The organism is Rhizobium sp. BG4 (genome assembly GCF_016864575.1).
In the GTDB taxonomy this organism is placed as follows: Bacteria; Pseudomonadota; Alphaproteobacteria; order Rhizobiales; family Rhizobiaceae; genus Rhizobium.
The window spans coordinates 1466206-1492858 of record NZ_CP044125.1 but is presented as its reverse complement, the minus strand read 5'-3'; the positions used below and the strand labels follow the sequence as shown (position 1 = coordinate 1492858).

Annotated in this window: 25 protein-coding genes; 11 read left to right on the top strand and 14 right to left on the bottom strand. The window is 63.0% G+C overall.

Annotated features, from left to right (window positions below):
* The first annotated feature begins 57 nt into the window (after positions 1-57).
* Positions 58-867, top strand: coding sequence for a class II glutamine amidotransferase (locus F2982_RS07775; RefSeq protein ID WP_203429718.1), 810 nt, complete (start codon positions 58-60; stop codon positions 865-867).
* Here the strand turns inward: F2982_RS07775 and coaBC are convergent.
* The 3 genes from coaBC to F2982_RS07760 form a co-directional block, all read right to left on the bottom strand.
* Positions 854-2065 carry a bifunctional phosphopantothenoylcysteine decarboxylase/phosphopantothenate--cysteine ligase CoaBC gene (gene coaBC, locus F2982_RS07770; RefSeq protein ID WP_203429717.1) on the bottom strand — a complete coding sequence of 404 codons (1212 nt, stop codon included), beginning with the start codon at positions 2063-2065 and terminating at the stop codon, positions 854-856. The two genes, F2982_RS07775 and coaBC, sit on opposite strands and share 14 nt — an antisense overlap.
* Positions 2066-2138: 73 nt before the next feature.
* The gene (locus F2982_RS07765) at positions 2139-3062 is read right to left on the bottom strand and encodes a DMT family transporter (protein ID WP_203429716.1); all 924 of its coding nucleotides are present in this window, start codon (positions 3060-3062) and stop codon (positions 2139-2141) included.
* A 94-nt stretch (positions 3063-3156) separates the two neighbouring features.
* The gene (locus F2982_RS07760) at positions 3157-4056 is read right to left on the bottom strand and encodes a LysR family transcriptional regulator (protein ID WP_203430028.1); all 900 of its coding nucleotides are present in this window, start codon (positions 4054-4056) and stop codon (positions 3157-3159) included.
* Between the two features lie 118 nt (positions 4057-4174).
* Here F2982_RS07760 and F2982_RS07755 point away from each other — a divergent pair, with 118 nt between their 5' ends.
* Positions 4175-5035, top strand: a complete 861-nt coding sequence (locus F2982_RS07755) for an NmrA family NAD(P)-binding protein (protein ID WP_203429715.1) — start codon at positions 4175-4177, stop codon at positions 5033-5035.
* A gap of 42 nt (positions 5036-5077) precedes the next feature.
* Here the strand turns inward: F2982_RS07755 and F2982_RS07750 are convergent, their stop codons facing one another.
* Positions 5078-5827: an SDR family oxidoreductase gene (locus tag F2982_RS07750; protein ID WP_203429714.1), complete on the bottom strand. Its 750-nt coding sequence runs from the start codon at positions 5825-5827 to the stop codon at positions 5078-5080.
* A gap of 104 nt (positions 5828-5931) precedes the next feature.
* Positions 5932-6696: an SDR family oxidoreductase gene (locus tag F2982_RS07745; protein ID WP_203429713.1), complete on the bottom strand. Its 765-nt coding sequence runs from the start codon at positions 6694-6696 to the stop codon at positions 5932-5934.
* A 115-nt stretch (positions 6697-6811) separates the two neighbouring features.
* Here F2982_RS07745 and F2982_RS07740 point away from each other — a divergent pair, with 115 nt between their 5' ends.
* Entirely contained in the window at positions 6812-7714 is a 903-nt protein-coding gene (locus F2982_RS07740; RefSeq protein WP_203429712.1) for a LysR family transcriptional regulator, read from the top strand.
* Here the strand turns inward: F2982_RS07740 and F2982_RS07735 are convergent.
* Positions 7711-8583, bottom strand: a complete 873-nt coding sequence (locus tag F2982_RS07735) for a LysR family transcriptional regulator (RefSeq protein WP_130279233.1) — start codon at positions 8581-8583, stop codon at positions 7711-7713. The genes F2982_RS07740 and F2982_RS07735 overlap by 4 nt on opposite strands.
* 114 nt (positions 8584-8697) lie before the next feature.
* Between F2982_RS07735 and F2982_RS07730 the strand changes: the two genes are divergently transcribed.
* From F2982_RS07730 to F2982_RS07715, 4 genes are all read left to right on the top strand, one after another.
* Entirely contained in the window at positions 8698-9939 is a 1242-nt protein-coding gene (locus F2982_RS07730) for an MFS transporter (RefSeq protein WP_203429711.1), read from the top strand.
* A gap of 85 nt (positions 9940-10024) precedes the next feature.
* Positions 10025-10360: a metalloregulator ArsR/SmtB family transcription factor gene (locus F2982_RS07725; protein ID WP_203429710.1), complete on the top strand. Its 336-nt coding sequence runs from the start codon at positions 10025-10027 to the stop codon at positions 10358-10360.
* The gene (locus F2982_RS07720) at positions 10350-10832 is read left to right on the top strand and encodes an SRPBCC domain-containing protein (RefSeq protein WP_203429709.1); all 483 of its coding nucleotides are present in this window, start codon (positions 10350-10352) and stop codon (positions 10830-10832) included. The genes F2982_RS07725 and F2982_RS07720 overlap by 11 nt, the downstream gene beginning before the upstream one ends.
* Positions 10829-11230 carry a GFA family protein gene (locus F2982_RS07715; RefSeq protein WP_203429708.1) on the top strand — a complete coding sequence of 134 codons (402 nt, stop codon included), beginning with the start codon at positions 10829-10831 and terminating at the stop codon, positions 11228-11230. Before F2982_RS07720 ends, F2982_RS07715 begins: the two co-directional genes overlap by 4 nt.
* A gap of 15 nt (positions 11231-11245) precedes the next feature.
* On the opposite strand, the gene F2982_RS07710 is transcribed toward F2982_RS07715, so the two are convergent.
* The 7 genes from F2982_RS07710 to ubiE all read right to left on the bottom strand — a co-directional run bounded on the left by F2982_RS07710 (position 11246) and on the right by ubiE (position 20888).
* Complete coding sequence (locus F2982_RS07710) at positions 11246-12907, bottom strand: urocanate hydratase (RefSeq protein WP_203429707.1); 1662 nt, start codon at positions 12905-12907, stop codon at positions 11246-11248.
* A 184-nt stretch (positions 12908-13091) separates the two neighbouring features.
* Positions 13092-14189 carry a DUF917 family protein gene (locus F2982_RS07705; protein WP_203429706.1) on the bottom strand — a complete coding sequence of 366 codons (1098 nt, stop codon included), beginning with the start codon at positions 14187-14189 and terminating at the stop codon, positions 13092-13094.
* On the bottom strand, positions 14189-15451 hold the full coding sequence (locus F2982_RS07700; RefSeq protein WP_130279226.1) for a Zn-dependent hydrolase: 1263 nt from the start codon (positions 15449-15451) through the stop codon (positions 14189-14191). The genes F2982_RS07705 and F2982_RS07700 overlap by 1 nt, the downstream gene beginning before the upstream one ends.
* The gene (locus F2982_RS07695) at positions 15448-16830 is read right to left on the bottom strand and encodes an amidohydrolase family protein (RefSeq protein ID WP_203429705.1); all 1383 of its coding nucleotides are present in this window, start codon (positions 16828-16830) and stop codon (positions 15448-15450) included. The genes F2982_RS07700 and F2982_RS07695 overlap by 4 nt, the downstream gene beginning before the upstream one ends.
* A 25-nt stretch (positions 16831-16855) precedes the next feature.
* On the bottom strand, positions 16856-18439 hold the full coding sequence (locus tag F2982_RS07690; RefSeq protein WP_203429704.1) for an aromatic amino acid lyase: 1584 nt from the start codon (positions 18437-18439) through the stop codon (positions 16856-16858).
* A 92-nt stretch (positions 18440-18531) separates the two neighbouring features.
* The gene (ubiB, locus tag F2982_RS07685; RefSeq protein WP_203429703.1) at positions 18532-20106 is read right to left on the bottom strand and encodes a 2-polyprenylphenol 6-hydroxylase; all 1575 of its coding nucleotides are present in this window, start codon (positions 20104-20106) and stop codon (positions 18532-18534) included.
* A gap of 5 nt (positions 20107-20111) precedes the next feature.
* Positions 20112-20888, bottom strand: a complete 777-nt coding sequence (gene ubiE, locus F2982_RS07680; RefSeq protein WP_130279222.1) for a bifunctional demethylmenaquinone methyltransferase/2-methoxy-6-polyprenyl-1,4-benzoquinol methylase UbiE — start codon at positions 20886-20888, stop codon at positions 20112-20114.
* A gap of 152 nt (positions 20889-21040) precedes the next feature.
* On the opposite strand from ubiE, the gene mutM reads away from it, so the two are divergent.
* The 4 genes from mutM to dnaA all read left to right on the top strand — a co-directional run bounded on the left by mutM (position 21041) and on the right by dnaA (position 25620).
* Positions 21041-21931 carry a bifunctional DNA-formamidopyrimidine glycosylase/DNA-(apurinic or apyrimidinic site) lyase gene (gene mutM / locus F2982_RS07675; protein WP_203429702.1) on the top strand — a complete coding sequence of 297 codons (891 nt, stop codon included), beginning with the start codon at positions 21041-21043 and terminating at the stop codon, positions 21929-21931.
* A gap of 10 nt (positions 21932-21941) precedes the next feature.
* Positions 21942-22715, top strand: coding sequence for an enoyl-CoA hydratase (locus F2982_RS07670; protein ID WP_112713779.1), 774 nt, complete (start codon positions 21942-21944; stop codon positions 22713-22715).
* Positions 22716-22908: 193 nt separating this feature from the next.
* A complete protein-coding gene (gene rpsT / locus F2982_RS07665; RefSeq protein ID WP_112713777.1) occupies positions 22909-23187 on the top strand; it encodes a 30S ribosomal protein S20 in 279 nt (92 codons plus the stop codon).
* Between the two features lie 876 nt (positions 23188-24063).
* The gene (dnaA, locus tag F2982_RS07660; RefSeq protein WP_112714384.1) at positions 24064-25620 is read left to right on the top strand and encodes a chromosomal replication initiator protein DnaA; all 1557 of its coding nucleotides are present in this window, start codon (positions 24064-24066) and stop codon (positions 25618-25620) included.
* Between the two features lie 101 nt (positions 25621-25721).
* Here the strand turns inward: dnaA and fhuF are convergent, their stop codons facing one another.
* A complete protein-coding gene (fhuF, locus tag F2982_RS07655) occupies positions 25722-26480 on the bottom strand; it encodes a siderophore-iron reductase FhuF (RefSeq protein ID WP_246777545.1) in 759 nt (252 codons plus the stop codon).
* Between the last annotated feature and the right edge of the window lie 173 nt (positions 26481-26653).

Genomic DNA, 26653 nt, shown 5'->3' with positions numbered 1-26653 from the left:
GGATCTCGTGTTTTCGGGCATTTTCTGCCGCCAAGACGGCAGGCTGGAGCAAAGAGCATGTGTCGCTGGGCAGCCTATCGCGGAGACCCCCTCTATCTGGAGGAGCTGGTATCCTCGCCCGCGCATTCGCTGATCGAGCAATCCCATTGCGCCACCCGCGCCAAGACCGCCACCAATGGCGATGGCTTCGGCATCGCCTGGTATGGCGACCGGCCGGAGCCGGGCAGATATCGCGATATCCTTCCCGCCTGGTCCGATTGCAATCTGAAGAGCCTTGCGCGGCAGATCCGCTCGCCGCTTTTTCTCGCGCATGTGCGCGCCGCCACCGGCGGCGGCACCCGCCGCGACAATTGCCATCCCTTTACGCACGAAAACTGGTCCTTCATGCATAACGGCCAGATCGGCGGTTTCGAGCGCCTGCGCCGCGCAATGGAAGCCATGCTCGACGACGAGCTTTTCAATGCCCGTAGCGGCACGACCGACTCCGAACTGATGTTCCTGCTCGCGCTCCAGTTCGGTATGCGTCAGGCGCCGGTCGCTGCCATGTCGGAAATGGTGAGCTTCGTCGAAGGCCTCTCGCAAAACGTGCTCGGCAGCGTCCACCTGCGCTTCACCGCGGCTTTCTCCGACGGCAAGTCGCTCTACGGCATCCGCTACGCCACGGATCGCAAGGCGCCGACGCTCTATGCCTCGCCGATGCGCGACGGGCACTGCCTCGTCTCCGAACCGCTGAATGACGATGTCGATGCCTGGGCCGAAATCCCGGATGGCAGCGCCGTGACGATCAACGAAACAGGCATTCATGTCGTGCCGTTCCGGCCGGAACAGCGCGCCACGAACAAGGCCGATATCGCTACCCCTGCCTGAGCCGCTCGGCGATCACCGCCGCCAGCCTATCAGCCACCTCTTCCTTCGCCATATCGGGCCATTGCTCGATGCCGCCGCGGCTGATCAGCTTCACGCTGTTGCGCGTTCCGCCCATGATGCCGGTTGCCGGAGAGACGTCGTTGGCGACGATCATGTCGGCGCCCTTGCGCTCAAGTTTGGTCTTGGCATTGCTCTCCACATCCTGCGTCTCGGCTGCAAAGCCGACGACGAGCTTCGGCCGCATCGTGTGATGGCCGACGGTCTTCAGGATGTCCGGGTTTTCGGTCAGCGCCAGCGTCGGAATGGATTCGCCGGGTTGCTTCTTGATCTTCTGGTCGGCGGCCGAGGCCACGCGCCAGTCGGCGACAGCGGCGACCATCACCGCGATGTCCGCAGGCAGTGCCGCCAGAACCGCGTCGCGCATCTCCTCGGCGCGCTCGACATGGATGGTCTTCACGCCCACCGGATCGGCAATGGTCACCGGTCCGGAAACAAGCGTCACATCTGCGCCGAGCTTCGCGAGTGCTGCAGCAATCGCATGGCCCTGACGTCCCGAGGAGCGGTTGGCGATGTAGCGCACCGGGTCGATCGGCTCATGGGTCGGCCCTGACGTTACGACGGCCTTGCGTCCGGCCAGCGGCTTCGGGCCATCGTCCAGCAGCGCTTCGGCGGCAGCGACGATTTCCAGCGGCTCCGCCATGCGGCCGGTGCCGGCCTCGCGGCTCTCCGCCATCTCTCCCGCCATCGGTCCGATCATCCGGATGCCGTCGGCAGCGAGCGTCGCGACATTGCGCTTCGTCGCCGGATGCGCCCACATGCGCGGGTTCATCGCCGGTGCGGCGAGCACAGGCTTGTCGGTCGCGAGCAGAATGGTGGAGGCAAGATCGTCGGCAAGGCCGTTCGCCATTTTTGCCAGAAGATCGGCGGTCGCAGGCGCGATCAGCACCAGATCGCAATCGCGCGCCAGCCGGATATGGCCGACATCCTGCTCGTCCTGCCGGGAGAAGAGATCGGTGAAGACATGATCGGCCGCCAGCGCGCCGACAGCAAGCGGCGTCACAAATTCCTGCGCACCCGATGTCATGACGGGACGCACCGAAGCGCCGCGCTCGCGCAATCTGCGGATCAGATCGAGGTTCTTATAGGCTGCGATACCGCCCGAGATGATAAGCAGGATGCGTTTGCCGCTGAGAGCCATGGCCTTCTACCCGTCGTTTTGTTGTTGCGGTGAGCCTAAGCCTTTGGCGAATAACATGCAATGCGTGCAGCGCTCAGTGCGCCCGCCGCCCCCGCGCCGGTGTGAAGATGGCGATCGCCAGCCCGACGCCCGCGAGCTGCAGGATCGAGCCGCCGGCCTCGGCGAGCGTCGGCAGCCGCTGCTCGAAGAGGAAGCCGAAGATCAGGCCGAACACCGTCTCGGCAACGATCAGCTGTGCCGCAAGCGCAAGCGGCAGCCGCTTCGAGGCGATCATCCAGAGCAATGTCGCAAGCCATGCCCCGGCAAGTCCCATGATCAGCGACCAGAGAATGAAGCGCCAGAGCTCGGCCGTGGTGAAGACGATATCGGTGCCGGCGGAGGTGAAGGGGATCAGCACGAGGCAGCCGATCCCGGCGCCGATGCCCTGCAATCCGGTCCATTGAAGAATGTCGGGCGCGTCGGGCGATTGCATCGCGGCGGTGCTGGCGAGGCCGTAGATCACCCACAGGATCAGCCCGATCGTTGCCGAGCCGATGCCGAGCAGGATGGCGCCCTGGTCGCCCGATGGCGTTGCCGCGAAGATCGAGAGATTGACCCAGCCGATGCCGATCGCGATCAGGATCAAAGGCAGCGCCAGCAGCCGCCACGGCACCGAGCGGTCACGCAGATTGGCGATGACGGCGAGCAGCACCGGCATGGTGCCGATGACGAGCGGCGGGATCGCAGCGCCCGCCAGCCGCACCGCATAGGCGACGCTGACGAAATAGCCGACATAGCCGATGCCGCCGAGCAGCAGCGCGGTGATCGCCATGCGCGGCCTGATATTCCTGGGACGGAAGCGCGGGCTGACCATCAGCACGATGCTCGCCAGCGCAAACAAACCGTAGCGCGTCACCGTCAGATCCATGGTGCTGAAAGGCGCGATGGCGCGCGGCACGACGAAGGTCAGTCCCCACAACGCACACGTGGCGAGGCCGCAGAGAATACCGAGAAGCATGGGACACCTGAGGCGAAACCGCCGGACGATGAAGTGACTGGATGCCTTCTTGATAGGCCGCGGGCACCTGCCAAACAAGTCTCAGGCGCGACATCTAGCCGATGATTTCGACACAGAAATCGATGAAGGCGCGAACCTTGGCCGGCACATGATGACGGGACGGATAGAAGCAATGCAGCGGGAAGGTCTCGTCCGGCCAATCCGGATAGAGATCGACCAGCTGCCCGCTGTCGAGATAGGGCTTCATGCCGAGCGAGAAGACCTGGGCAATGCCGATCCCGGCAAGGCAAGTCGCGAGCGTCGTGCCGGCATCGTTGACGAGGACGCGGCCGCGCGTCTCGATCGGCACCACCTTGCTTCCACGCCGCAGCTCCCATTCGAAAGGCCTGCCGGTCAGCGGATCCTGATACTGGATGCAGGTGTGAACGGCGAGATCAGTCGGAAGCTTCGGCGTGCCATGTTTCGCGAGATAGGAGGGCGCCGCGACCGTGATCACCCGTGTGCGGAAAAGCTGCCGGGCAATCAGCGAACTCTTCGCCGGGATCTCGCCGAAGCGCACCGCCACGTCCATGCCGTCGGCCACGAGATCACCGATCTCGTTGCGCGTCACCACCTCGATCTGCAGGTCGGGATAGCGGTCGAGAAAGAGGCCGAGCTTCGGCGCGAGGATCAGTCTGGAGAAATACGGATCGACATTGATCCGCAGCCGCCCGCGCACTGTCTGCGTCGTTCCCGCAGCATAGGCGGCTGCTTCCTCGATGCCGCCAAGCAGCGGCACCACCTGCTCGTAGAAACGCGCGCCGTCATCGGTCAACCGCAATGACCGCGTCGTCCGGTCGAGCAGGCGTACGCCGATCCGGCTCTCGAGCCGCGCCACCGCCCGGCTGACCCCCGATGCCGTCAGCCCCAGTGCCTCGGCCGCCCGCGCAAAGCTGCCGCTCTCGACCACGGCAGCCAGCACGCTGACTCCATTCAGCAATCGCCCGTCGAACATCATTTCATTCCTGATTTTCAGTCATGAGTTATCTGACAAAAGCGCAGTTCAGTCAAAGGCGGCTTTGGCGCATCTTTTGGTCATCGCGGCACAGGCCGCTGTCAGAAGGAGTTCGAACATGTTTGCTGTAACCGGAATAACAGGCCAGGTCGGTGCCGTCGTCGGCGCGAAATTGCTGGAGCGCGGATTGCCCGTTCGCGCCGTCATGCGCAATGAGGAGAAGGCAGGAAGCTGGCGCGAACGCAGTGCCGAAATAGCCATCGCCGAGATGACGGATGCAGCGGCGCTTGCTGATGCCTTTGCCGGAGCGGAAGCCGTTTTCCTGTTGATCCCGCCGGCCTTCGATCCGGCACCGGGCTTTCCGCAGGCAAAGATCGTCATCGAAGCCTTGAAGACAGCTCTGGTGAAGGCGGCGCCAAAGAAGGTCGTCTGCCTGTCCACGATCGGCGCTCAAGCAAAGGAAGAAAATCTGCTGACGCAACTCGGCCTTGTCGAGCAGGCGCTGTCCGAGCTGCCCATGCCGGTCGCCTTTCTGCGCGCCGGCTGGTTCATGGAAAACTCGGTGTGGGATATCGCCCCGGCGCGGGACGGCGTGATACCGAGCTTCCTGCAGCCGCTGGATAAGCCCGTTCCGATGGTCGGTGTTCGCGATGTCGGCGCCGTCGCTGCCGAAATGCTGCAGGAGGACTGGACCGGTAAGCGCATCGTCGAACTCGAAGGGCCCTACCGCATCACGCCGCTGCAGATGGCTGAAGCCTTTGCCACCGTGCTTGGCCGTCCGGTGCAAGCCGAGACGATCGAGCGGGATGCGTGGGAGGCCCTGTTCCGCAGCCAGGGCATGCAAAACCCCGGACCCCGCATGCGCATGCTCGATGGCTTCAATGAAGGCTGGATCGAGTTCGAGGGCGGCGAGGCCGGATCGCGCAAGGGCGGGACCACCTTCGAAACCGCCATCCGCGCGCTGGTAGAACGCGGTTGATGAAAAAGGCCGCGGCAGATCAGTGCCGCGGCCTTCTTGGTCTTAGAGATTGCTCATCCCGCCATCGATGATCAGTTCGCTACCCACGATATAGGCGGCTTCATCGGATGCCAGGAAGATGATGGTCTTGGCGACCTCGGAGGGCTCGCCGAAGCGTCCGGTGGGGATCTGGCTCTGGATATGCGAGGTCATCGCCTTGGACTCGGCTTCCGAGCTGCCGAGCTTGCTGTAGAGAGGCGTGGCAATCGGGCCGGGGCTGACGGCGTTGACGCGGATGCCGCGGCCGATGAGTTCGCCGGACAGCGTTTTCGCCAATGTCAGCAAAGCGCCCTTGGTCAGCGAATAGACGCTGGAGTTCGGCATGCCGATATGGGCGTTGATCGAGGTGTTCAGAACGATCGCCGCGCCCTTCGCAAAGAGCGGCAGCAGCGCCTGGATCAGGAAGAACGGTCCCTTCACATTGATGGCAATCGACTTGTCGAAAGCCGCTTCCGTCCACTGCTCGAGCGGATTGAATTCGGCAATACCGGCATTGACGAAGAGAATGTCGAGATGGCCGAAGGCATTCTTGATGGCATCGGCGACAGCCTTCTGGCCATCGGCGTTGCCTGCATCGGCCTGGATGACCAGCGCCTTCTCACCCAATTCCTTGCGGGCGTTTTCGATGCTCGCGGCGCTGCTGCCGGTGATGGCGACGCGGGCGCCTTCAGCGATGAACTGGCGAGCGGTCTCAAGGCCGATACCGCTGGTGCCGCCGGTGATGAGGGCGGTCTTATTTGCAAGGCGTGACATGATGATGGTCCTTTGGGTGGGGGCTGACGCGCCGGATATTCATACGAAAATGGAAGGCGCGACCATCCCTTCTTTCGAAGAATGCGGATGATCGCGCCCGTTCGTCAGGTGCGGGTGATCGATGCGCCGCCATCGACCAGCGAGGCAGTACCGGTCACGAAGCTCGAATCGTCGGAAGCGAGGTAGAGAACCGAGCGGGCAAGCTCTTCCGGGGTGGCGACACGCTTCAGGGCGTGCAGGTTGGTGACGAAGCCCTTCTTGTCAGGCGTGTCGTTCATTTCGCGATACATGTCGGTATCGACCGCGCCCGGCAGCACAGAGTTGACGCGCACATTCTGCGGGCCGTATTCGGCGGCAAGCGCCTGGGTCAGGCCGATCAGGCCGGACTTGCTGGCGGCGTAAGCGGCAACACCCGGGAAGGCGAAACTGTAGCCGACGAAGGTCGAGGTGAAGATCACCGAGCCGCCGCCATGCTTTGTCATTTCGGCGATCTGGTGCTTGGCTGCCAGGAACGATGCCGTCAGGTTGATCGTCAGCGTGTCGGCAAAGCCGGCTTCGGAAACCTCGGTGCTGGGGCCGGCCTCGCCGAGCGTACCGGCATTGTTGAAGGCGATGTCCAGCTTGCCGTAATTGGCAACGGCGGCAGCGACCAGCGCCTTGTGATAGTCTTCCGAGCGCACGTCACCGGCAACGGCGACGGCTTCGCCACCGGCAGCCTTGATCTCGGCGACGAGGCTTTCAAGTTCAGCCTGGCGGCGGGCGCCGACCACGACCTTCGCGCCTTCGGCGGCAAAGAGCTTGGCCGTAGAGCGGCCGATACCAGAGCTTGCGCCAGTGACGATTGCGACTTTGTTGTTCAGGCGGTTCATTGTTCCATCTCCTTGTTGCGGGGTGTTGTGCCCCTTCGATGAGTGGAAGATGGCATTTTCTTTTCGTTCGGATTAGTCTCCAAGTAGTGGAACTCGAATTCGGAAATACCGAACGATGATCAGGATTGAGGGGATCGCGGCCTTCGTCGCGGTGGTGGAGGCAGGGTCGGTCAGCGAGGCGGCCAGGCGCCTGCGATTGTCGAAGTCGGTGGTCAGCGAAAGGCTTGCCGAGCTGGAGAAAACCCTCGGCGGCACGCTGCTCCACCGCACGACCCGCAAACTGACACTGACGGAGGATGGGACGGCCTTTCTGGAGCGGGCGCTTCGCATCATCCACGAGATCGATGAAGCCTCGGCTTCCATGGCCGAACGCCGTGGCACACTTGCCGGGCCGCTGCGGATTGCCGCCCCGGTCACCTTCGGGCGCATGCATCTCGGCCCCGCCCTCTATCCCTTCCTGGCGGAACATCCGGAAATATCGCTGACGCTCGATATCAACGACCGGCGTGTCGATGCCGCATCGGAAGGCTATGACGCGATCATCCGCAACGGGCCGATAGCCGATTCCCGCCTGATCGCCTGGAAGCTGGCGCCGAGCCGCCGGATGCTCGTCGCCTCGCCTGCCTATCTCGCAAAGGCCGGCACTCCGCGCACGCTTGCAGACCTGCAGGAGCATCGCGGCCTTTTCTATACCAACCGCGGCGTCGCCGACTGGCGCTTCCAGACGGCCGATGGCACGGAGGTCGTTCGCGCGCATCTTTCCATGGGCATGAACAATGGCGACATGCTGCGCGATGCGACAATCGCCGGCCTCGGCATCGCGCTGCTTCCGGCCTTCATCGCCGGACCGGCGATCCGCGAAGGCAGCCTTGCGGAGATCGATGTCGGCGACAAGCCGGAGCCGGAATTCATCTACATGGCGCATCCCGAGGGTCGGAACCCCTCGGCAAAACTGCGCGCCATTGCCGATCACCTCCGCAAGGCTTTTGGCGATCCGCCCTATTGGGAGCGCCGCTAGAGAAGGCTCATGAGGTTCTCGGTCACCGGCGACCGCTGCGTCTTCAGCACAGCAAGTGCCAGCCGCGCCACGGCAGGCGGCCCTTCGATCGGCCGGTAGGCAACGCCATCGAGCTTGATCTGCGCGATCGACTCCGGAACGATCGAGACACCCAATTCGGCAGCAACGAGATTGACCACCGACGAAATCTGCGGCGCTTCCTGTGCGACCGTGAGCTCGAATCCGGCCTTGCGGCACGCCAGCACGACGTCGTCGAAAAGACTGAGACCGACCAGCCGCGGGAAGAGGATGAACGGCTCCGTCGCCAGCAGCGCCAGCGGCAAAGTCTCGCGCTTCGCCAGCGGGTGGCTTGCGGGCAGCGCAACGACCATCGGCTCGTCGGCCAGCCGCTTCAGCCGCACGCCGGGCGGATCGTCGAGGCTCGGCCGCATGAAGGTGGCGTCGAGCTCGCCGCGATGCAGTTTTTCCATCAGCGACAGCGTATTGAGCTCCGTGAGCGACAACCGCACATCCGGCCACCGCGCCTGAAAGCGCCGGATCGTGGCGCTGACAACAGGGTTGAAAGCCGAGGACGCCGTGAAGCCGAGCGCCAGGCGCCCCGTCTCGCCGCGATTGGCGCGCTGTGCCGCAAGCTTCGCCTTTTCCGCCGAGGCGAGCGACGCCTTGGCTTCGCTGAGGAATGCCTCACCGGCCGCCGTCAGTTCCGCGCCATGCGGCACGCGATGGAACAGAGCCGCGCCGATCTCCGCCTCCAGATCGCGGATCTGCTGGCTGAGCGGTGGCTGCCCGATGCCGAGCTTCGCCGCCGCCCGCGTGAAATTCGCCTCTTCGGCAACAGCGAGAAAGTAGCGGATGTGCCTAAGCTCCATGCCCGGTATCTCCAAAACCTATCGAGAATGATAGTTCCATATATTGGACAAATTGAACCCCGCTGGCTAGATCAGGGATGAAAGGCGCCTGACATGCCAAAGACAGCAGCAAGAATGAGCGATATTTCCCCGATCGAGGTGACGGAAGCGCCGCCCGCCAAGCAATATCTGACGCGCGGCACGCTGCCCTACCGGCGGGCCAGCCTGGCGCTGTTTCTCTCCGGTTTCTCCACCTTCTCGCTGCTATACTGCGTCCAGCCGCTGCTGCCGGTCTTCGCTTCCGACTATGCGGTGAGCCCGGCCCAGAGCTCGCTGGCGCTCTCGTTGTCCACCGGCTTCCTGGCCGTCGCCATCATCTGTGCCGCCGCCGTGTCGGAAGGTCTCGGCCGCCGCAGCCTGATGTCGATCTCGTTGGTCGGTGCCGCACTGCTGACGATCGCCGCGGCCTTCGCGCCGAACTGGCATATGCTGCTGGTGCTGCGGGCGCTGCTCGGCTTCGCGCTCGGCGGTGTGCCCGCCGTCGCCATGGCCTATCTCGCCGAAGAGATCGATCCAAAGGGCCTCGGCGCCACGATGGGCCTCTATGTCGGGGGAACGGCCTTCGGCGGCATGTCCGGCCGCGTGCTGACGGGCATCTTCGCCGAATACCTCACCTGGCGTCCCGCCATGGCGCTGATGGGCGTTATCGGTCTCGCTGCCGCCATCGGCTTCATCGTCCTTTTGCCGGCGTCGCGTAATTTCATCCGCCGCCCCGGCTTCGATCCGCGCTTTCATATGAAAGCCTGGGCCGGCCATCTCAAAAATCCGGCGCTGCCCTTCGTCTTTTGGATCGCCTTCCTGGCGATGGGCTCATTCGTGACGATCTACAATTACGCCGGCTTCCGGCTCGTTGCGTCACCCTATGAACTGACACAGACCGAACTCGGCCTGATCTTCACCGTCTACATGTTCGGCATCGGCGCCTCGTCGATCGGCGGAATCCTTGGTGATCGCTTCGGCCACTTCGCCGTGCTCCTGACCGGCCTTGCCGTCACCGCTGCCGGAAGCGCGCTGACGCTCTCATCGTCGCTGCCCATCATCATCATCGGCATCATCGTACTGACAAGCGGCTTCTTCATGAGCCATTCGATCGCCAGCGGCCTCGTCGGCAAGCTGGCCAAAGGCACCAAGGGCCACGCCTCCTCGCTCTACATGCTTGCCTACTATGTCGGCTCCAGCGTCCTGGGCTCGGCGGGCGGCTGGTTCTTCTCCGCTGAGGGTTGGTCGGCCGTGGTGTTCTTCACCCTCGCCATGCTGCTCTGCGCCTTCGCTTGCGCCTATGGCGCAAGGCGTCTTTCAAAGGCAGCGCGCGTCTAGCAATCGCCATCTGACACAGAGGCCTTGACTGGCACCGCATCGTCCATTACTTAACACATAAGTTAATTAACTTAATGGATAAATAATGGACCGCTTGAGCGCGACCTTTTCGGCACTGGCCGATCCGACACGGCGGGCAATCCTCGCCCGGCTCGCCTCGGGAGAGGCATCCGTATCGGAGCTCGCCGAACCCTTCGACATGTCGCTGGTCGCCGTCTCCAAGCATCTCAAGGTGCTGGAGAATGCCGGGCTCATATCGAAGGGCCGGGAAGCTCAATGGCGGCCCTGCCGGCTGGAGCCGGCATCGCTGCGTGTCGTCGACGACTGGCTTGAGAACTACCGCGTTTTCTGGAGCGAAAGCCTGGACAAGCTCGAAGCCTATGCCGCGAGCCTGAAAAAGGAGGAAGGGAATGGGAAGTGATGTCAGCCCGGCTGTGCGCAGCCGCGAAATCGTGCTGGTGCGCGAGATCGATGCCCCGCGCGAACTCGTCTTCCGTCTCTGGACGGAGCCGAAGCATCTGCTGAAATGGTGGGGTCCGAACAATTGCTCGGCGCCATCCGTCTCCGTCGATCTACGCGAAGGCGGTGCCTGGCGTCACTGCATCCTCGCGCCCGACGGCAAGGAATATTGGAGCCGCGGCCGCTACATCGAGATCACCCCGCCCGAGCGGCTGGTCTTCACTTTCGCCTGGGAGAATTCGGCCGGTCAGCCGGAACACGAGATGCAGGCGATTGTGGAGTTGGAAGATAAGGGCGGCAGGACGAAGCTCACCTTCCGCAAACATCAACTGCCAAGCGACACGGAATTCAAGCTTCAGAGCAGCGGCTGGGCGGAAGCGCTCGATAAGGTGGCGGCCTATGCTGAGGAGCAAGCAGGGAGGAGAGCATCATGAAGAAGACCTATCATGGCAGCTGCCACTGCGGCGAAGTCAGCTACGAAACCCAGCTCGACCTCCAGGCGGGCACGTTTCGCTGCAACTGCTCCGTCTGCAGGAAGAAGCGCAGTTGGCTCGCGGTGGCATCGCCCGAAGACTTCCGCTTGGTCGCAGGCAGGGAAGCGCTCGGCGAATATCAGTTCGCGACTCGTAAGCTGCATCATCTCTTCTGCAGGAATTGCGGCGTCAGCTCCTATGCCTGGGGCGAAAACGAAGCCCTCGGCACCTTCTTCGCCGTCGCCGTCAATTGCCTCGATGACGCCACGGCTGATGAGCTCGTCAACGCCCCCGTCGCCTATGTCGATGGGCTGCATGAGCGCTATGATGCGCCGCCGGAGGAGACGCGGCATCTCTGATGCCGCATCAGGAGGTCAACCAAGCCGGATATACGGCACGTCCTTCTTGGCGACCTCATCCAGCGCTTCCTCGTACCCCGCATCCGCATAGCGCATGACGCCGAGTGCCGTGTCGTTGGTCAGCGCATGATCAAGCCGCTCGTCGGCATCGCCGGTACCGTCGGCAACGACCGTGACCCCGCAGCTCGTCATGTAGCCCGCATAGCCGCCGCCGCCGGAATGGACGACGACGAGGTCGGCCATCGAGGAGCAGAGCATCATCGCATCGATCAGCGGCCAGTCGGCGATAGCGTCGGAACCGTCCTTCATGCGCTCGGTCATGATATTGGGATGCGCCATCGCACCGGCATCGAGGTGGTCGCGGGAGAAGGCGACCGGTCCCTTGAGCTCGCCGCTTGCCACCAGTTCGTTGACGCGCCGCGCCAGTGCCGTGCGTTCGCCGTGGCCGAGCCAGGCGATGCGTGCCGGCAGGCCCTCGAAGGGCACATGCTGGCGCGCCAGCCGGATCCAGTTGGTAATGATCTTGTTGTCCGGGAACATCTCGAGCAGCAGATCGTCGATCCGGACGATGTCGCTTTCCTCGCCCGAAAGCGCCATCCAGCGGAACGGGCCGATGGCACGGGCAAAGAGCGGGCGCAGATAGGCTTCGGTGAAGATCGGGATGTCGAATGCGTTCTGAACGCCGCCTTCCTTCGCCTGCGTGCGGATCAGGTTGCCATTGTCGAAGACCTCGGAGCCCTTCTTCTGGAAGTCGAGCATCGCCGTCACATGCTGGACGATCGAGGCGCGGCTTGCCGCCATCAGCTGGCCCTGGCCGTCGTCGCGCAGTTCCTTCACCTGGGCAATGCTCATGCCCTTGGGCACGTAGCCGTAGACGAGGTCATGCGCCGAGGTCTGGTCGGTAACGACATCAGGCACGATGCCGCGGCGCGCGATCTCCGGGTAGATTTCCGCTGCGTTTCCGACGAGGCCGACGGACAGCGCGCGCTTTTCCTTCACGGCATCGTCGATCATCTTCAGCGCCGTGTCGAGGTCGGGTGCGATCTCCTGCAGGTAGCCGATCTCCTGGCGCTTCTTTGCCCGCTCGGCATCGATATCGACGCAGAGGATCGCAGCGCCTGCCATGCGGCCGGCGAGCGGCTGTGCGCCGCCCATACCGCCGAGGCCAGCCGTCAGCACGAAGCGGCCGGAAAGGTCGCCGCCGAAGCGCCGCTCGGCAATCCGCATGAAGATCTCATAGGTGCCCTGGATGACGCCCTGGCTGCCGATATACTGCCAGGCGCCGGCCGTCAGGCCGCCCCAGCAGATCAGGCCCTTGCGCTGCAGCTCGTAGAACACCTCAGCCTTCGCCCATTGCCCGACGATATTGCAGTTCGCCATGATGACCAACGGCGCCTTGGCATGGGTCTTGACGAGACCGATCGGCTTGCCGGATTGGATCAGCAGCGTCTGGTCCTCGTCCATCTCGGTCAGTGCCTTGACGATGCCCTTGTGGGCCGCCCAGTTGCGCGCCGCCTTGCCGAGCGCGGCATAGACGATGAGATTGTCGGGATCCTCACCGACCGAGAGCACGTTTTCGAGAAGCCGCAGCAGCGCCTCCTGCCGCCAGCCCTTGGCGCGCAGCTCCGGCCCGCCCGGGATCGGAAATTTCGGATGGCGTGGGTTCGGCTTCGGCATCTCGGTGTTCCTCGTTTGATTTCGACTTTCCCTTCCCCGCGGGGAGAAGGTGGCCCCGAAGGGGTCGGATGAGAGGGCCAAGTCCTCGGCCTCACTTTCGCTCGGCCGCTCGCGCTTCCGGCGCTCGCCCCCTCATCTGTCCTGACGGACATCTTCTCCCCGCTGGGGAGAAGGGATGCTCAGCTCAAGCCCGCGCCCCCAGCGCATACCGGGCGATCTCGATGCCCATGGCCTTTTCCACCGGTGGGTAGACGGTCGGGTCGAGAACGCTTGCCGAGAGCGGAATGATATCCATCGGCACATGCAGGATGAAGATATGCATGCCCGTCTGCAGCTGGCCGACGGAGAGCGGTTCTCCCTCGGGCGACAGCGTGGTGATGACCGACGGGAAGGTCGCGACGCGCTTGCCGTCGGCATCGTCCACCGCCATGTATTCGTTCATCACATGCAGCGTCACCGCATTGTCGCCGGCGCCGACGGAGACGGTGCCGATATCGAAGGCTTCCTTCGTGTAGACGACATCCTTTTTGGTGATGATGCCCTCGGTCAGGATATGGCCGCCGGTTGTCTTGCAGATCGCGTCGATGACAGCGGAGCCGCCCTTCTTCTCGGCCGCGATGATCGCCTCGCCGAGCGCCAGGGCCATCGAGATGCCGCCGAGCGCCGCATTCTTGCGCACATAGGAAGCCCGCAGCGGATTGCGGCAGCTTGCAATGAAGCCGCCGGACTGATCCGACGCAGCCCGCAGGATCGGCGAAATCTTCGCCGTCGCACCCTTCACGACGAGCTCGATATAGCGGTTTTCGGCGCGGTTGCCGCCGACTGCCGTCTGGATCATCTGCTCCGGCGATCCCGCCATGCCGATCGAGCCCATGTCGCCGGTTGGATGCGCGCGGATATCGCCGACTGCATCCACGACCTTGGTGCCGAGAATGGCGGAGGGCAGCCAGCCGTTCAGGGTCGAGGACTTGCCGTTCTGGCCGATGATCAGGCCGGAAAGCTTCTCGCCAAGCTCGTCCTGCAGAAGCTGCACGGCCTTGACGTAATCGATCCCCTGCATTTCCCAGGGCGTGGTCGAGGCCGGCGCGCCGATCGCCGCAGCGGTCGCGATCCAGTCGTCGTCCTTCAATTCGTCGATCGAGACCAGTTCCGGCTTGCCGACATTGACGGCCGCATAGCCAAGCATCCGGCCGTGGTCGGCCCAGCCGCCACCGCCTGCCGCATAGACGGACCCGCCCTTGACGGCAGCCTCGACGTCTTTCTCAACGAGTATGCGTCCCATCAGGCCTTCTCCTCATTCAAGCTCTTGTCCATGTCGCGCACCGCCTCGAACAGCACGGCGGCGCCAAGCGCGATGTCGTCATTCTCGGCCCATTCGTCGGCGCAGTGGCTGCGGCCTTCCTTGCAGGGCACGAAGATCATCGCCGCAGGTGCCACTTTGGCGACCCAGGCGGTATCGTGGCCGGCGCCCGAGGCCATGCGGCGATGCTTGGCGCCGACGGTGTCGCAGGCCTGCTCCAGGATCTTCAGGAGACGCGGATCGCCGGGCGTCGGATAATTGTCGGAAACGCGGTTCGGCGACTTGATCGTCACGCCCTGGGCGATCGCCAGCTTGATGACATGGGCATCCAGCCATTCGCAGAAGGCTTCCATGTCGCCGCGGATTTCGGCGCGGCCGTCGATCAGCAGCACGACCTTCGACGGAACGACATTGGCGGCATTCGGCTCGATACGGAATTCACCGACGGTCGCGGCAAAATGGCCCGGTGTCTTGGCCCGCTGGGCCGCGGCTTCGCGAATGTCGAGCACCAGCTGCGAGGCGGCCACCAGCGCATCGGCGCGGCCATCCATCGGCGTCGTTCCGGCGTGGTCGGCGCGGCCCTCGACGGTGATTTCGATGCGGGTGATCCCGGCAATCGCGGTGACGATGCCGACATCCTTCTTCTCGTTCTCGAGGATCGGCCCCTGCTCGATGTGAAGTTCGAGAAAGCCTTTCAGATCAGGACGGCTCTGGGAGAGCAACGTCGAGGGATTGCCGCCGACTTCGGTGATGCCGTCGGCAAGCGTGCGGTCGCCGTTGGTGCGCGAAAGCCATGCTTCGGGGATCTGGCCGGTCATGCCGCGGCTGCCGATGCAGGAAACGCCGAAGATGCTAACTTCCTCTGCCAGGAAGTCAATGATCTCGAGATCATGATCGAGCTGGATGTCCTGGTCCTTCAGCGAGCGGGCCACTTCGAGCGCCGTGATCGTGCCGGCGATGCCGTCGAAGCGGCCGCCGTCAGGCACGGTATCGGAATGCGAGCCGACCATGATCGTGCCGAGGCCGGGCTTTGCGCCCGCACGGCGGCCGATCAGGTTGCCGGCGGCGTCCATCCGCGTCTCAAGCCCGGCGGCCTTCATCCGCGCCTCGATATAGGCGCGTCCCTCCAGAAAGAGCGGCGAGAAGGCGCGGCGCGTCCAGGGATGATCGGGCTCGGTGATCTTTGCCAGCGCATCGATATCTTCGGCGATACGTCCGGCGTTGACAGGCAGGTTGCGGCTCATGCGGCTTCTCCAGCAATGACATGACGGGGCAGGGGCCGGACGAACTTGCCGTTGCCGGGCTCGGAAAGCACCTTGGCGCCATCGGTTATCTTCTCGCCGCGCAGATAGGCCGCAGAAACGGTCCAGGGCAAGCGAATGCCGTTATAGGGGCTCCAGCCGACGATGTTGTTGCCGCTCGCGGCCGCATCATAGACCATCTCGCGCGGTTCCAGCACGACGATATCGGCATCCTTACCGGGTGTCAGCGCGCCCTTGATATGGTTGAGGCGGAAATGCTTCGCGGGGTTCTCGGCCATCAGCTTGGCGGCCCAGGTCAGCGAAACGCCGCGCTCCAGCGCGCCTTTCACGAACAGCGGGACCATGGCTTCCAGGCCGGGCACGCCGGAGGAGTTGGCGAGCATATCGGGATTGGTCTTGCGGTTCTCCGACCAGCTGACGTGATCGGTCGAGACCAGCCAGACATTGCCTTCGGCGACCTTCCGCCACAGCGTCTCGACTTCGGCGCGCGGACGGATCGGCGGATTGATCTTGGCCTTGCCGCCCAGGCGCTTGACGTCGTTTTCCTCGTCCAGTGTCAGATAGTGGATGCAGCATTCGACGGTCGCCTCGAAGCCATCGCGGCGGTAGGCATGCGCGATGTCATAGCCGCGGCCGAGCGAGCAGTGCACGACATGCGAGGGGCAGCCGGTATTGGCGCCGGTCTCGAAGATCGTGTGCATGGCAAGCAGCTCGGTGATCGGCGGGCGCGACAGGCCATGGGCGCGCCAGTCGGTAATGCCGCTCGCCTTGACCTTCTCCATATAGGTCCGGACCGCCTCGTCATCCTCGTTGTGCACGCCAGCCGTCAGGCCGGTCGGCGCGATCGCGGCGAAGCATTCGTCGAGCAGGGCCGGGGGAATACGCGGGAAGCGCTTGGCATCCGTGCCGAAGGTCGAGAATTTGAAGGCGGCAACACCGGCATCCACCATCTCGCGGATACGGGCGGCGCCTTCCTCGGGATCAACAGTGCCGTAGAGCGCGAAATCGACGCGGGCCTGCGGGCTCGCGTGATCCACCTTCTTCTTTACCGCCGCGGCGGAGCAAACGAGATTGCCTTCGTCATAGGGCATGTCGACGATCGTCGTGACACCGCCGGCCGCCGCCGAACGGGTCGACCAGAGGAAATCTTCCTGGTCCTTCTGTGAGAGCGAATGCGTCTGGGCGTCGATCGCGCCGGGCAGGATCAGCGCCTTGCCAAGCAGGTGGCGCTCTTTGGCCGCGGGCGGCACGCCGACACCGACTTCGGCGATCTTGCCGTCGCGCACGGCGACATAGCCCTGTTCCAGAATGCGCTCGGGCAGGACGACAGTCCCCTGCAGAACGAGATCGAAATCAGCCATGCGGCGCCTCCAGATGCTGTTGTTGTCAGAGAACCATCGGTTCGCTTGCGAGCCGTTCCTCGATACGCTCCAGCGAGCCGAGGGCGAAGAAATCGTCGAAGGATGCGATCGGCACTTCGCCGATCAGCTTCGAGATGAAGGCGTCCGAGCCGAGCTCTTCCTCGATCGCCTCGACTTCAGCCGAAAGCGGCCGGTCGATAGTGTAGAAGGCGGCGTGGCTGCGCACGAGATCGTAGATCATCTTTGCAACGCCCTGCGGCTCGTCGCCGAGAATATCGATTGCCTGCGCCGAGAGCAGGGCTTCCAGAGCGGCAAGGCGCCTGAGCGCCCGCATCTGGCGCTCGAAACGCTCGATGACCAGCGGCAGGAAGGCCGCCTCGTCCTCGAGTCCAGCGGCGACCACCAGCGACTGCGCCGAAACGGGGTTCGACATCGACAGCACGCGCGAGAAGATTTCGCCGGCAAGCTTGATGATCGGGCCGAAACCGGTTGCGATGCGGCCGGGCGGCACGAGATTGACCGGCAGATCGCGGCGCTGGCCGTTGCCGAGAATGACGCAACGATTGAAGGCATTGCGCGCCGCATGCGCCATGCAGAGTGCGGCGGATTCCAGCAGGATCGTCACGTCGAGCGGCAGAGAACCACCAGAGGTCATGACGCGGCCCTCAACGACGACAGGGTTGTCATCCGAGCGGCCGGTGGCGGCGAGGATCTTGTGGCCCGTTGACAGCAGGTTCTCGATCACGGCGCCGAAGACCTGGGCAACCATGCGCAGGCTGAGCGGATCCTGAACATGCGTGGCAACCGGCCAGTTCCAGGCTTCCGAGGCATTGCAGAGCCACGAGCCGATCAGCGCTTCCCTTGCCGTTCCGACATGACGCACGGCCTTCCACGGATCGCGGGAAGCGCCGAGCGCGCCAGAGGCCATCATACCGGTCGCCAGCAGCACGCGGATCGAGGCGGCGGCATTGCGCGTCGCCTCACCGGCGGCCGCGAAGCTCACGGCATTGACGCTGAGCGATGCCAGGCTGTCGCGTGGCGCCATCTTGATAGGTTCGAGACCGGCGGCCTGGAAGGCCTCGGCCGCCTGCATGCGCTTGCCGCGATAGACAGCCTCGCCGACGCCGGTCAGCACGGCGCCGATCTGGCCCATCAGGCCGATATCGGCGCAGCCGATCGATCCCGTGCGGCGCACCAGCGGGATAAGATCGGCATCCAGCAGCCGCATATAGGCTTCGATAAGCTCGGGCGTGCAGCCGACCTGTCCGGTCAGCGCCGTGTTGATGCGGATCGCCATCGCATTGCGCACAACGGCGCAGGAAAAGGGTGTGCCGGTGCCGAAATGGTGGGCGCGCACGAGGCCGAGATTGAAGGCTTCGAGCTCGTCATTCGACCACTCGACATCCTTCATGGCGCCGACACCTGTCGTCGAGCCGTAGACGGGAACGCCAGAAGCAATCGCATCCTCGACGATCGAGCGTGCGTGCTCGACGCGCGCCATGCCCGCGGCCGAAGCTGAAAGCGCCACCTTGCCCGACCCGATCCTTACCATCTCGGCAAAGCCGAGGGGTTGGCCGGATAGTTCGATGCCGGGGCGTTCATGCTTCATCTGCTGGTCTCCTTGAAGGCGAGACTAAGCGAGCGTCTCGCATCATGGGATATCCCAAATGCCGAACACAGCATGTTGCTTTATGCCTGAGGTCAGCTCAGCGTCCAGGCAATATAGAGAAGCGTCAGCGCAATAATCCAGAGGGCGATGCGCGCAGAACGGTTATGACGCGCCTCGGACTTGCCGATCGCCTCTGCCGTCTGCTCGTCGAAACGCAGTCCATGCTCGCTCATATGCAGGAGCTGGTGATGGAATTTTTCCGTCTGCGCGGCGATTTCGGGCGCCGCTTCGGCCAGCTTCACCGCGGCTTTCAGCCCGTCCTTCAGGTCGGTGACGATGCGTTTCGGGCCGAGATTGTTGCGGATCCATTCGCCGACGACAGGTTCGGACGCCTTCCACATGTTGAAGCGCGGATTGAGCATGCGCGATACGCCTTCGACGACGACCATCGTCTTCTGCAGCATGACGAGCTCAGGCCGCGTCTGCATGTCGAAGAGTTCGGTCACCTCGAAGAGCAGTGTCAGCAGCTTGCCCATCGAGATCGTCTCGGCCGGCTGGCCGTGGATCGGCTCGCCGATCGCCCGGATTGCTTGGGCGAAGCTCTCGACATTGTGATGTCCGGGCACGTAGCCGGCCTCGAAATGCACCTCGGCCACCCGGATGTAATCGCGGGTGATGAAGCCGTAGAGAATCTCGGCGAGGAAGCGCCGTTCCTTCTTTCCGAGCCGTCCGACGATGCCCATGTCGACGGCGACGATCATGCCGTCGGCATCAACGAAGAGATTGCCGGGGTGCATGTCGGCATGGAAGAAGCCGTCGCGCAGCGTATGGCGCAGGAAGGACTGGATCAGCGTGTCGGCAAGCGCGTTGAGGTCGTGGCCGGCGGCGAGCAGGCCCTCGACATCCGACATCTTCACGCCGTCGATCCACTCCATGGTGATGACGTCGCGCCCGGTGCGCTCCCAGTCCACCTTGGGGACGCGGAAACCCGGATCCTTCTCGGTATTCTCGGCGATCTCGGAAAGGGCTGCGGCCTCGAGACGGAGATCCATCTCCACCTTGGTGGTCTGTTCCAGCGTCTTCGTCACCTCCACCGGCTGCAGCCGGCGGCTGGAGGGCATGAAGCGCTCCTGCAGATGGGCGACGAGATACATCGCCTCGATGTCATGACCGAAGCGCTGGCGCACGCCGGGGCGTACGACCTTGACGGCCACCTTCTTGCGGCCTTCGCTGCCATCGACCTCAGCCGGATGAACCTGGGCGATCGAAGCTGCCGCGATCGGATCGCCGAAGCTCGCGTAGAGCTCTTCGACGGGACGCCCAAGCGAGCCCTCGATATTGGCCTTTGCCGCCGCAATCGGGAAAAAGGTCATCCGGTCCTGCAGCTGCGACAGGTCGTTGGCGAAATCGACGCCGACGACGTCAGGACGCGTCGCCAGGAACTGGCCGATCTTCACATAGGACGGACCGAGACGCTCGACCGCGCGCGCCAGACGGTCGCTGCGCTTCTGGCGCTTTGCCTTGCTGCGCTCGAAAATCGTCACGGAGGATTTGGCGAGCGCCACCACGGGCGGAAGCCCTTCGGACGGGAGGGCGGAGACGACCCCCTCGCGCACGAGCACCCAGCCGACGCGCCAAAGCCGGAAATATGCGCCGAAAGCACTCATCTATTCTATAATTTCCAGCCGGAATGCAGCGCGGCGATACCGCCGGTATAATTGGTGTAGGAAACCCGCGAGAAACCCGCCTCGCGGATCATCGCCGCGAAATTCTCCTGGTTCGGGAATTTACGGATCGACTCCACGAGATACTGATAGGGCTCGGCATCGCCGGTGATCGCCTTGCCGAATTTCGGGATCGCGTTGAACGACCAGGCGTCATAGACCTTGTCGAGAACCGGCAGCTCGACCTCTGAGAACTCAAGCACCAGAAGACGCCCGCCGCGCTTCAGCACGCGATAGGCTTCCGAAAGCGCCACATCGATGCGCGGCACGTTGCGGATGCCGAAGGCGATCGTGTAGGCGTCGAAGCTGTTCGCCTCGAAAGGCAGGTCCTCGGCATTGGCCTCGACGAAGGTCAGATTGTCCGAAAGCTTCTTCTTGGCGGCCCGCTCGGCGCCGACGCCGAGCATCGAGCCGTTGATGTCGAGCACCGTGGCATGGGCGAGACGGTTCGAGGCTTCGACGATGCGGAAGGCGATATCGCCCGTGCCGCCGGCAACGTCGAGCACCTTGTATCCCGCTTCCTTGCGCGGGTTCAGCGACGCGATCATCGCGTCCTTCCAGACCCGGTGCATGCCTGCCGACATGACGTCGTTCATGATGTCGTAACGCTTGGCGACCTTATGGAAGACCTCGTTGACGAGGCCCTGCTTTTCGCCGTTCTGCACCTCGCGGAAACCGTAGGACGTTTCCATGCCGCCATCGGCGGAAGTGCGGCTATCTGACATCGGACAACTCCGTTACTCGAAATCGGTGCGGCGACCATAGCGAAGCGATGCTTTGGACGCTATCTGTATGCGCGGATCAAAAGCCGCGGCCTTCTGGCGCTATAGCGCACATCATCCGCGGTTGAAACACGTTTAGCTACAGATGGGTAACGATGCCGGAATTGCCAGAAGTCGAAACCGTCAGGCGCGGCCTGACCCCCGCGATGGAGGGCACGCGCATCGAGCGGCTGGAGCTTCGCCGCGGCAATCTGCGCTTCCCCTTTCCTGAAAATCTCGCGGAAGATGTCAGCGGCCGTACGATCGTCGGCCTTGGTCGGCGGGCCAAATACCTGCTGATCGATCTCGACAGCGGCAAGACCATCATCTCGCACCTCGGCATGTCCGGCTCCTTCCGCATAGAGGAAGGCAGGCAGAAGACGACGCCCGGAGAATTTCATCACGAGCGGTCCAAGGATGAGAAGCACGACCACGCGATCTTTCACCTGGAAGGCAGCGAAGGGCCGCGGCGCGTCATTTATAATGACCCGCGCCGTTTCGGGTTCATGGATATTGCCGAACGCACCGAGCTGCAGAATAATCCGTTCCTCTTCGGCCTCGGCCCGGAACCGACCGGCAATGAGCTCAGCGCCGCCTATCTGGCGGAGCGCTTCGCCGGCAAGGCCCAGCCGCTGAAGGGCGCGCTTCTCGATCAGAAGAATATCGCCGGCCTCGGCAATATCTATGTGTGCGAGGCCCTCTGGCGCTCGCATTTGATGCCGACCAATGCTGCCGGCACGCTGGTGACGAAAACCGGAAAGCCGAAGGAAGCGCTGAACCTCCTCGTGTCATCGATCCGCGATGTGATTGCCGACGCCATCAAGGCCGGCGGTTCCTCATTGCGCGACCATATCCAGACGGATGGCTCGCTCGGCTATTTCCAGCATTCCTTCTCCGTCTATGACCGTGAAGGTGACCCTTGCCGCACGCCCGGCTGTAGCGGTACGGTTTCGCGCATCGTGCAGGCGGGCCGCTCGACATTCTATTGCCCCGTCTGCCAGAAGTGAGGAGGAACGCATGGCCTATGAAACCCTGATCGTTGAAACCCGTGGCAATGTCGGCCTCATCACGCTGAACCGGCCGCAGGCGCTGAACGCGCTGAATTCCACCGTTCTGGCCGATCTGAAGCGGGCCTATGCGGACTTTCACGCCGACGAGGCGATCGGCGCCATCGTTCTCACCGGCTCCGAGCGCGCCTTTGCCGCCGGTGCTGATATCAAGGAAATGCAGCCGCTGAATTTCGCCGATATCTATAAGTCGGAGTTCATCAGCGGCTGGGAAGAGATCTGGCGCGCCCGCAAGCCCGTCATCGCCGCCGTCAGCGGCTTTGCGCTCGGCGGCGGCTGCGAGCTCGCCATGATGTGCGATTTCATCATTGCTTCCGAGACCGCCAAGTTCGGCCAGCCCGAGATCACCCTCGGCGTCATCCCCGGCATGGGCGGCTCGCAGCGGCTGACGCGTGCCGTCGGCAAGTCGAAGGCGATGGACATGGTGCTGACCGGCCGCATGATGGATGCGGCCGAAGCCGAGCGCGCGGGACTCGTTTCGCGTGTGGTGGCGCCTGAGCGGCTGCTCGACGAGGCGCTGGAAGCGGCGGCCAAAATTGCCTCGCTGTCGCGCCCCTCGGTGCTGATGGCCAAGGAAGCCGTCAACCGCGCTTTCGAGGGAACGCTGGAGGAAGGGCTGCGTTTCGAGCGCCGTCTGTTCCACAGCCTGTTTGCCACGGAAGACCAGAAGGAAGGCATGTCTGCGTTCATCGAAAAGCGCAAACCGGACTTCAAACACCGCTGAGCCGGATTCATGGAGAAAGGCGGCTTTTCCTTGAAAATGCGCGTTGACGCGGCCCGGCTTTAGGGTTATACGCCCGTCCACGGTTCGGGAAGCCATTCTGGTCTTTCCCGATAATGCTCCCGCATTGCTGAATTTGTGGCCGCAGGGCCCGCGGTAATGACGGAGTTTGTTCGAATTCTTGAGAGAGGCATCCATGGCCAATACAACTTCGGCGAAAAAAGCGACCCGCAAGATCGCCCGCCGTACCGACGTCAATAAGGCTCGTCGCTCGCGCGTTCGTACTTTCGTTCGCCAGGTCGAAGAGGCACTCGCATCTGGTGATGCGGCCAAGGCTAAGGCAGCCTTCATCGCAGCGCAGCCGGAACTGGCCCGCGCAGCAAGCAAGGGCGTCCTGCACGCCAACACGGCATCCCGCAAGATCTCGCGTCTTGCTGCCCGTGTGAAGACGCTGTCGGCTTCGGCAAGCGCATAACATTTCATTAACGAACTGCTCGTTATGATTAGCCCGGTAATTTTACCGGGCTTTTTCGATTCCGCGATCTGCCCCTTGAATGGTTAATTCGGCGACGATTTCGTGTCAGGGGAATGACACTAATATGCATTGAAAATCAAATAGTTGCGCAAGGTTCTTTCCAGAATGCGCGACTCTCGCCCTCCCGGAAGGGGGGCGAAATGAGTCAAGCGGATTTTTATTTTTTTTCTTTCATAGCGTGTCGAAAATACCCACTTTGGGAATCTCATTGATTCTTCTGCGATTCTTTTTTGACATCGGCGTGACGCCCTAAACCGGCGCCCGGAGTCAATGGCTCCCTCTTAATTTTGCGTAAAATTCATCGTTGCAAGGCGCCATCGATCCTGCCTAAATGACTTCCAGCAAAGGGCGCGGACATCACCTGCAAGGGTACAGTCTAAACTGCCACACCGGCAGGGCGATGGGTTTTTGTGCCTTTTGTCGCGGAGCAGTCTATCTCTCCGTTTTTTCAAGCACTTGAGCTATTTGCACCGCGGCCGTGGCTGGTCTCGGAACGGGTATCTTTTGTGCTCTCGACGGTTACACGCCTGAGGCGAAACCGAAGGGGATGGGGAAACTACTTTTGTGTTCCGGTTGGTTAGCGGGCAAACGAGGGCCGCCAGCCAGCACGGCGAGGAAACAGCATGACGGAGGCCCCATGATGGCGGTTTCCGCCACGGGTTTTTGCGCCGGTCTTTTTGGGCTGGGACATCTGTATTGAGTGAACCGGCAAGCCTGCGGCTCATGAGGGGACGCCAGCCTGCCTAACGGGGAAAATTAATCGGGCGGCCGTTTTTCGGATGACCGCCCGGTGAAATGAAATTGGAAGGCGGCATGATGCAGATGAATTCTATGGCGGCGGGTGCTCTTGAGAATGGGGACAAGGCACCGGCGTTTGACTCTACTTGCCTTGATGCGGCGGGGGAAAAGGGAGACATGAAACATGGCGTACTTTTTGATCGCGTTAGCGCCCGTCTGAAGGCCCAGGTTGGCCCCGACGTTTTTGCAAGCTGGTTCCAGGGCCTGAAGCTTCATTCGGTTTCCAAGAGCGTCGTTCGCCTCACGGTGCCGACGACCTTTCTGAAGTCCTGGATCAACAACCGTTACATCGATCTGATCACCAGCCTCTTCCAGCAGGAAAACGCTGATATCCTGAAGGTCGAAATCCTCGTCCGGACGGCGGCTCGTCCTGGCGCCAAGCCTATGGACAATGCGGCTACCCAAGAGCCCGTGACCCAGGTGGCGCCGATGCGCCGCTCGACCAGCATGCAGCCGGCAGGTCAGTCGGTTCAGCAGACGGTCGCCGCTGCAGCCGCAGCCCGCCCGGCGACGACCGGTACCGGCCAGCCGCTCTTCGGCTCGCCGCTCGACTCCCGCTTCACCTTCGACACCTTCGTCGAAGGCAGCTCCAACCGCGTTGCTCTCGCAGCTGCCAAGACGATCGCAGAAGCTGGCCAGGGCGCTGTGCGCTTCAACCCGCTCTTCGTTCACTCGACGGTCGGCCTCGGCAAGACGCACCTGCTGCAGGCGATCGCCAATGCCGCCGTGCAGAACCCGCGCTCGCTGCGCGTCGTCTATCTGACGGCTGAATACTTCATGTGGCGTTTCGCAACCGCGATCCGCGACAATGATGCCCTGACGCTGAAGGACTCGCTGCGCAACATCGACCTCCTGATCATCGACGACATGCAGTTCCTGCAGGGCAAGATGATCCAGCACGAGTTCTGCCACCTGCTCAACATGCTGCTCGACAGCGCCAAGCAGGTCGTGGTCGCTGCCGACCGCGCTCCCTGGGAGCTGGAATCGCTCGACCCGCGCGTTCGCTCGCGTCTGCAGGGCGGTGTGGCAATCGAACTCGACGGCCCGGATTACGAGATGCGTCTCGAAATCCTCAAGCGCCGTCTGGCCGTTGCCCGTGTCGAAGATCCGTCGCTGGAAATTCCGGCCGAGCTGATGTCGCATGTCGCCCGTAATGTCACGGCCAGCGGCCGCGAACTGGAAGGCGCATTCAACCAGCTGATCTTCCGCCGCTCCTTCGAGCCGAACCTGTCGATCGAGCGCGTGGATGAGCTTCTGGCCCATCTCGTCGGCTCCGGCGAGCCCCGCCGCGTTCGCATCGAGGACATCCAGCGCATCGTCGCGCGCCACTACAATGTCTCGCGTCAGGAGCTGGTCTCGAACCGCCGCACGCGCGTCATCGTCAAGCCGCGCCAGATCGCCATGTATCTCTCGAAGACGCTGACGCCGCGCTCCTTCCCGGAAATCGGCCGCCGCTTCGGCGGGCGCGATCACACCACCGTGTTGCACGCCGTGCGCAAGATCGAAGAGCTGATTTCCGAGGACACCAAGCTGTCCCACGAGATCGAGCTGCTGAAGCGCCTGATCAACGAATAGTGCGCCACTTGGTGCTGAAATCCACGGCCGGGAGCGATCCCGGCCGTTTTCTTTTATCGGTATTTTGGGGTGAAGATGGCGCTTGGGCTGCCGCCTAAGGCCTATTGCTTGCGCTTTTCTGGGAGCGCGCAGAACTTGCCGCAGCTCGGGATGCCGGGCAGCATGTAGCGCAGGCAGCAGAGCTTGCGGCGGGCGATATATTCACCTTCGTCCTCGACTTGGCGCACACAGCCTGAAAACGGATTGACCCCGCCATTCGGCAGGCAGCCGCGCACGAATAGCGGCAGGTCGGACCGGCAGGGCTCGGCGCCTTCCGCCTCGGTCAGGCGCAGCGCGTAGTCGATGTAGACGGCCGCATTGTTCCAGCAGAGTTTTGCGGAAATGCCGTTCTGCTTCAGGAGGTCGACAGCCTTGAAGAGATGGGTCTCCAAGAGCGGATCCACTGCCTCGAAGGAGTCGGTAGAAGGATTGCGATCCTCCCATCCCGCATGCGGCACCCCGAAGGCCCGCGGCAGGCCATCCTCGCCGACAGCAATCGTCATCTCGTCGAAGGAAACCGGCAGCAACCGACGCCGCAGCTGCCGGGCGATCAGATAGGGGATCGTCAGGCCGGAGAAATAGTAGAGCGACCACATGGAGACGACCGCGCGGCGGTCTGCGCCGCCCGAGGCGGCGGTATAGCGATCGATCGCCGCGTTGAAGCTGCCATCGGCGAAGAAGCTCCGCAACGGCGTCCCGTCATCAAGATCACTGGAGAGCATCAGCTTTTGAGCCCACCAGGAATGCTCGCCGGCAAACAGGGCCGCCAGCGGCTCTGGCTGCGTGATGTCCTTGATGGAGCGTTCGAGCGTTTCGGTCATCGTCAAAGCGCCACCGCCTGCAGTCGGCCAAGGCGGGCAGCAGCATTGCTCGGTTGAACGAGCGGGTATGGTCGAAGGCGCTGGTTTCTCATGGCACCGGTCAGCTCGAATATCGGCAGTCGCTAACCTGATAATCACGCCTGAACGGAAAAGGAAAGAAAAAGATGACTATT

What these genes read in the sequence shown, in the direction of transcription:
- F2982_RS07775 (WP_203429718.1), top strand. Translation starts at nt 58, where the DNA reads ATGTGTCGCTGGGCAGCCTATCGCGGAGACCCCCTCTATCTGGAGGAG.
- coaBC (WP_203429717.1), bottom strand. Translation starts at nt 2,065, where the DNA reads ATGGCTCTCAGCGGCAAACGCATCCTGCTTATCATCTCGGGCGGTATC.
- F2982_RS07765 (WP_203429716.1), bottom strand. Translation starts at nt 3,062, where the DNA reads ATGCTTCTCGGTATTCTCTGCGGCCTCGCCACGTGTGCGTTGTGGGGA.
- F2982_RS07760 (WP_203430028.1), bottom strand. Translation starts at nt 4,056, where the DNA reads ATGTTCGACGGGCGATTGCTGAATGGAGTCAGCGTGCTGGCTGCCGTG.
- F2982_RS07755 (WP_203429715.1), top strand. Translation starts at nt 4,175, where the DNA reads ATGTTTGCTGTAACCGGAATAACAGGCCAGGTCGGTGCCGTCGTCGGC.
- F2982_RS07750 (WP_203429714.1), bottom strand. Translation starts at nt 5,827, where the DNA reads ATGTCACGCCTTGCAAATAAGACCGCCCTCATCACCGGCGGCACCAGC.
- F2982_RS07745 (WP_203429713.1), bottom strand. Translation starts at nt 6,696, where the DNA reads ATGAACCGCCTGAACAACAAAGTCGCAATCGTCACTGGCGCAAGCTCT.
- F2982_RS07740 (WP_203429712.1), top strand. Translation starts at nt 6,812, where the DNA reads ATGATCAGGATTGAGGGGATCGCGGCCTTCGTCGCGGTGGTGGAGGCA.
- F2982_RS07735 (WP_130279233.1), bottom strand. Translation starts at nt 8,583, where the DNA reads ATGGAGCTTAGGCACATCCGCTACTTTCTCGCTGTTGCCGAAGAGGCG.
- F2982_RS07730 (WP_203429711.1), top strand. Translation starts at nt 8,698, where the DNA reads ATGAGCGATATTTCCCCGATCGAGGTGACGGAAGCGCCGCCCGCCAAG.
- F2982_RS07725 (WP_203429710.1), top strand. Translation starts at nt 10,025, where the DNA reads ATGGACCGCTTGAGCGCGACCTTTTCGGCACTGGCCGATCCGACACGG.
- F2982_RS07720 (WP_203429709.1), top strand. Translation starts at nt 10,350, where the DNA reads ATGGGAAGTGATGTCAGCCCGGCTGTGCGCAGCCGCGAAATCGTGCTG.
- F2982_RS07715 (WP_203429708.1), top strand. Translation starts at nt 10,829, where the DNA reads ATGAAGAAGACCTATCATGGCAGCTGCCACTGCGGCGAAGTCAGCTAC.
- F2982_RS07710 (WP_203429707.1), bottom strand. Translation starts at nt 12,907, where the DNA reads ATGCCGAAGCCGAACCCACGCCATCCGAAATTTCCGATCCCGGGCGGG.
- F2982_RS07705 (WP_203429706.1), bottom strand. Translation starts at nt 14,189, where the DNA reads ATGGGACGCATACTCGTTGAGAAAGACGTCGAGGCTGCCGTCAAGGGC.
- F2982_RS07700 (WP_130279226.1), bottom strand. Translation starts at nt 15,451, where the DNA reads ATGAGCCGCAACCTGCCTGTCAACGCCGGACGTATCGCCGAAGATATC.
- F2982_RS07695 (WP_203429705.1), bottom strand. Translation starts at nt 16,830, where the DNA reads ATGGCTGATTTCGATCTCGTTCTGCAGGGGACTGTCGTCCTGCCCGAG.
- F2982_RS07690 (WP_203429704.1), bottom strand. Translation starts at nt 18,439, where the DNA reads ATGAAGCATGAACGCCCCGGCATCGAACTATCCGGCCAACCCCTCGGC.
- ubiB (WP_203429703.1), bottom strand. Translation starts at nt 20,106, where the DNA reads ATGAGTGCTTTCGGCGCATATTTCCGGCTTTGGCGCGTCGGCTGGGTG.
- ubiE (WP_130279222.1), bottom strand. Translation starts at nt 20,888, where the DNA reads ATGTCAGATAGCCGCACTTCCGCCGATGGCGGCATGGAAACGTCCTAC.
- mutM (WP_203429702.1), top strand. Translation starts at nt 21,041, where the DNA reads ATGCCGGAATTGCCAGAAGTCGAAACCGTCAGGCGCGGCCTGACCCCC.
- F2982_RS07670 (WP_112713779.1), top strand. Translation starts at nt 21,942, where the DNA reads ATGGCCTATGAAACCCTGATCGTTGAAACCCGTGGCAATGTCGGCCTC.
- rpsT (WP_112713777.1), top strand. Translation starts at nt 22,909, where the DNA reads ATGGCCAATACAACTTCGGCGAAAAAAGCGACCCGCAAGATCGCCCGC.
- dnaA (WP_112714384.1), top strand. Translation starts at nt 24,064, where the DNA reads ATGCAGATGAATTCTATGGCGGCGGGTGCTCTTGAGAATGGGGACAAG.
- fhuF (WP_246777545.1), bottom strand. Translation starts at nt 26,480, where the DNA reads ATGACCGAAACGCTCGAACGCTCCATCAAGGACATCACGCAGCCAGAG.